At 48.0% G+C, this 5,149-nt stretch carries 4 protein-coding genes; all 4 read right to left on the bottom strand.

The features are described from left to right. Window positions 1-46 precede the first annotated feature (46 nt). The 4 genes from ACTHUT_RS13705 to ACTHUT_RS13690 all read right to left on the bottom strand — a co-directional run bounded on the left by ACTHUT_RS13705 (window position 47) and on the right by ACTHUT_RS13690 (window position 5,043). A complete protein-coding gene (locus tag ACTHUT_RS13705) occupies window positions 47-1,573 on the bottom strand; it encodes a DHA2 family efflux MFS transporter permease subunit (RefSeq protein ID WP_440418900.1) in 1,527 nt (508 codons plus the stop codon). 101 nt (window positions 1,574-1,674) lie between these two features. Beyond that, the gene (locus ACTHUT_RS13700; protein WP_250601213.1) at window positions 1,675-2,868 is read right to left on the bottom strand and encodes an HlyD family secretion protein; all 1,194 of its coding nucleotides are present in this window, start codon (window positions 2,866-2,868) and stop codon (window positions 1,675-1,677) included. 224 nt (window positions 2,869-3,092) lie between these two features. Beyond that, on the bottom strand, window positions 3,093-4,499 hold the full coding sequence (locus tag ACTHUT_RS13695; protein ID WP_250601215.1) for an efflux transporter outer membrane subunit: 1,407 nt from the start codon (window positions 4,497-4,499) through the stop codon (window positions 3,093-3,095). A gap of 49 nt (window positions 4,500-4,548) precedes the next feature. Next, a complete protein-coding gene (locus tag ACTHUT_RS13690) occupies window positions 4,549-5,043 on the bottom strand; it encodes a MarR family transcriptional regulator (protein WP_070630393.1) in 495 nt (164 codons plus the stop codon). Window positions 5,044-5,149 lie beyond the last annotated feature (106 nt).

Here is a 5,149-nt window from a genome sequence, read left to right as displayed (position 1 = left end):
ATAATATATAGATAAAAGGCCGTCTGAAATTCAGACGGCCTTTTATCTAATGCCCTCCTCCGCCGGAACCGTTAAACGGAGGTCTTGCCAGCCAAATAATGGGAATCATACTGATGAATATGATACTGCCTGCCAAGAATATTTCATTTGAGCCAATAATAAAGCCTTGCTGGGAAATGGTACTATTTATCGCCTCCAAAGCCTGTTCCTTGCTCAGGCCATTGGCCATCATGCCTTGAATAGATTGGTTACTGATTGAGGACAATAAGTTAACATGTTCGGTCAGTTGAGTATGGTGTAGAGCTTCGCGTCGTTCCCACATGGTGCTGACAACAGATACTCCGACACCACCCATAAAGACACGCAAGAAGTTAGACAAGCTACTGGCCGAGGCAATTTGATTGCCTTTCATATGCGACAAGGTAATGCTCGTCAAAGGCAGGAAGAACATGGCTACGCCTAAACCCTGCCAAAACTGTGGCCAAACGACGTTGCTCATATCCATACCAGCATAGAAATCGGTGCGCCAATGGAATGTGTAAGCAAAAACCAAGAAGCTGGCACTGACAAACAGGCGCATATCGACGCGATTGCCGAACTTACCGATAATCGGTGACAAAATAATCGGCAGGAAACCCACCGGTGCAGCAGCCAAGCCTGCCCAAGTAGCGGTATAGCCAAGATTTGATTGCAGCACTAAAGGCAGCAGGGTCAATGTGCCCATATAGACCATAAAGCCCAACGATGTAGCAACGACGCCTATCGTGAAGTTTCTATTTTTAAACAATGACAAATCGACAATCGGGTATTTCTCGCCCAGCTCCCAAACAATAAAATATGTCAGGAACACCAAAGCGGTAACGCCCAAAACGATAATCTCTCCCGAGGCAAACCAGTCCAATTCCTTGCCCCTATCCAGCATCATTTGTAATGCGCCGATACCGACGATCATCAACACTAACCCGACATAATCGATTGGCGCCCTGACGATTTCAGTTTCCCTATGTCTAAGCTGTTTCCAAGAAATAGTTGCAGACAAAATCCCGATCGGGATATTGATAAAGAAAATCCATCCCCAATGCCAGTTGTCCGAAATCCAACCGCCCAAAATCGGCCCCAATACAGGGGCAACAACGACGGTCATCGCCCATAAGGCCAGTGCCAATGTTCGTTTTTCAGGCGGATAGGAAGCCATCAACAGGCTTTGGGACAAGGGAATCAGTGGCCCGGCGATGAAGCCTTGCAATACACGGAAAAAAACCAAGGCTTGAAGATTATGTGCAATGCCACACAACCATGACGTTACGACAAACCCGATCACAGCGGCGATAAAGATTTTGACCTCGCCAAACCGCTTAGCCAAAAAACCCGTCAGGGGGACGGAAATGGCATTGGCTACGGCAAATGAGGTAATCACCCAAGTTCCCTGCGTAGTAGCCGCACCCAAATCCCCTGCAATAACAGGCACGGCGACGTTGGCGATGGTACTGTCCAAGACTTCCATAAATACGGCCAAGCTGAGCGCCAAAGTTGCCAACACCAGCTTAAACCCTTGTAACGGCGGATAATTCATATTTGTAAACTATAAGACAACCGCCAAAGCGGTCGATTGAAGAGAATCAATATTTCAGACGGCCTGAGCCTTCAATAAAAGACTCAGGCCGTCTGAAAAGATTATTTTGCGTATTGCTCGAAGATTTTATCGACTAAAGCATCGGCGGCTTTCCAATCCACACTTTCCGTTTCCGGCAATGTAGTAGTATTTCGTTCCGCTTCGGCAGTCATGGCTTTACTGCTGCCCTTCTCGGCAATATTGACTTTAACAGTCATCGACAAACCGACACGGAGCGGATTTTGTTGCAATTCTTTGGCATCCAAACTGATACGCACCGGCACACGTTGCACAACTTTAATCCAGTTGCCCGTTGCGTTTTGCGCCGGCAGTAATGAGAACGCACTGCCCGTACCTGCCGATAAGCCCATTACCTTGCCATGGTAAACCACTTTACTGCCGTACAAATCGGCTGTCATTTCAACAGGCTGGCCGATTTTCATTTTGCGCAGTTGCGATTCTTTAAAGTTGGCATCCACCCACAATTCAGACAGAGGCACAACGGCCATCATCGGCGTACCTTGTACGATACGCTGGCCGACTTGGACATTGCGTTTGGCAATTTGGCCGCTGATCGGCGAACGGATTTGCGTACGTTGCAAATTCAGCCAAGCGTCTTTAATGTGGCTGATGGCCGTCTGAACTGCCGGTTGTTGGCGCAGAGGAATATTGTTGCCCAACGCTGCCTGAGCAGAAACTTCTTCCGCCTCAACCGCTTTCACTGCAGCCTGAGCCTGAACCACAGCGGCACGGGCATGGCTGAGTTCTTCACCGGAAACCGCTTCCGTACCTGCCAAAGATTCACGGCGGCGCAAATCGGCTTGTACACGGGCCAAATCGGCTTTGCGCAACAACACTTGCGCTTTGGCTTTAGAATTGACCGCAGCTTGCTGCTTGTTTTGACGAATGGCCTGAATCAATTCATTTTGCGCACGATCGTATGCCAGCTGAAAATCGCTGTCGTCCAAAGCCACCAACACATCGCCTTTTTTCACGACATCCGTATCGTCATACATGACTTTGCGAACCGTGCCGTTCACCTGCGGCGTAATCATCACCAAATGACCGGCCACATAAGCATCTTCCGTTTCTTCTTCATGCTGCCAAAACAGGAAATACGCCAAAGCGAATCCGGCTGCCGTAATAAGGAATAGAAGTGTAACGATGACCAAATTGCGTTTGCGATGCGTTTTAACGCCGGAAGCGGCTACTTCTTTTTCATTTTGGACATTATTTTTTTCTGATTGAGTATCCATAAGTCCTAACTTTAATTCTGCACATGTGATAACGATATTATTGTCTTACTGGGCAGCTGACTTATACCATCAGTCCCCAATATCCGCGTTTAACGCTCTAAAGGGTCATATTCTATAGTTACACTCTATTCATTACAATAATTTCTTCCGGTAGCAAATGTAAATAAGGTAAGCAAAAGGCCGTCTGAAATCACTTTCAGACGGCCTGCGTTTTAATAAAACGTCTATTTCTGATTTAATTTAAAGCCTCCGCCCAACTGGGCATTGAGGTTACTCCAAGCTGTCAGATATTCTGCATGGTATTGAACCGCCGACATTTTTGTACGCGCAGCTTCGTCTTGTTTTTGCAAAGCGGTCAAGCCGTTATCCAAGCCTGCACGAACACGTCCTTTCGCATTTTGTACAGATTTATCCGCGATATTGACCATCTTATTCCAAGTATCTTGTCGGCTTTTCAGGCTTTGATAGTCGACTACGGCATCTGCCGCCGAACGCATGGCGTTCAAAACGGTTTGGTCATACACGGCAACCTGCTCGTTATATTGGGCACGTTTGCCCGCCAATTTCGATTGCAGCGCCCCGGAAGTAAATAATGGCAGATTCAAAGCCGGAACGATGCCCAACATACCGGAAGTTCGTCCACGAATCAGATTGAACGCATCAATGTGCGTCATACCTGCCAAAACTTTCAACTCGATATTTGGGTAAAACTCTGCTTCGGTCGATTTAACGATATGCCATTTCTCTTCAAGCAAAGCTTTTTGCGCCGCGATATCGGGGCGGGCCGCCAGCAAATCCGCTTCGATACGGCTAACCGGCAATGACGGCACAGTCGCCATTTTTTCCGGAACCTGTCCATTCAATGCACCCGGTACACGGCCGGTCAATACAGCCAGACTGTTACGGATTTTCTCATTTTTCTGAGTCCATGCCGATTTTTCAAGCTGTAATTGTTGTTGCGCCATTTCCAGAGAGTGCAAGGCATCGGCAGGAGCCAGCTGCGCTTTAACGCGTTGTTGCATCAGTTTCAATGCCTTATCCGCCAGCTCTATGCGCGTATCCAGTAAAGCCAGTTGTTCTGTTGCCATCTGCCACGCAAAATATTGGGCGGTAACGGCGTGAGCCAACTCGGTGCGGATATGATGCGCTTCATACACCGCAGCCCTGCTTTTTCCTAAAACAGCTTGAATCTGCTCTCGGTTTTTACCCCAAAAGTCGAAAACCAAGCTGCCTTGTAAAGCTGCGTGCGCCAAAACCAATGTATGGTCGGTATCGACCATACCCGCCTGAGGTTTGGGTGAAACATAGGTACCAATACCGGTTACACCCAAGCCGAGTTGCGGTTTGTTTGCGGCTCCTACAACTCCCAGCTGCGCCTGAGCCTGCTCAAACCTTGCCTTGACGACACGCAGATTGGTAGACGTCTGAATGGCGGAAGCAATCAAATTGTTTAATTTTTTATCTTTCAGCTTCATCCACCAGCCGTCTTGGGCAGTAGCGGCAGATTGGCCTTGCGGCAGCGGATAGGCTGTTGTCTCATCCAAAGGCGACTGTTTACCGAACGGCGCACATGCCGCCAACAGCGAAACAGCGGCAACGCATACGCTTGATTTGACCAAACCTAATTTCATACAGACTCCGTTTATGTGTGCCTGCCGCAGACCATCAGGCCGTCTGTTGTCAATTGCCCAAACGGTTCAACAGTTTACCTAATAGGTGTTGCAGCGTATCATAATCCTCTTTCGTGAAATCTTCCCACGCCTGGCCGCTCTGACGGGCAATTTGCGGCCATACTTCGTGGATGAAGGTCTCACCTGAAGGGGTCAATTTTAGCACAATCTGACGGCGGTCTTTTTGATTGATATAACGCTCTACCCAGCCGCGCCCAACCATATCGTCCGACAGGCGTGTCGCACTGGTGCGCGTCAAGTCCATCAGGTCGCTCAAGCGCGAAGGCAGGATTTCGCTGTTTGGGCTGACGTAAACCGCCATCAGGGAAAACCACAGGTTTTCATTGATGCCGAACGCTTTCAGGTTTTCGTTCAAATGGCTGCTCAAACGTTCGGTTACAATGCGCAACATGCGGGATACTTGGTTTTGCTGCTCTGGAAACTGCGGCAGACGGGTAGAAAGCAAACGCATTGCGTTGACTAATTCGGTTTGTGAAAAACTCATAAATTCCTTCTTTCTGAGTGAATTATTTTATTCGATATCAATCAAAATAAAATATGATGTAATAATTTACTTTAAGATACCAATCACTTACTTTAAGACGTTATAC

It is taken from the genome of Neisseria sp. P0022.S010, assembly GCF_051956635.1.
Note: the sequence above shows the minus strand (reverse complement) of the source record. Positions and strands in the feature narration are given on the sequence as shown.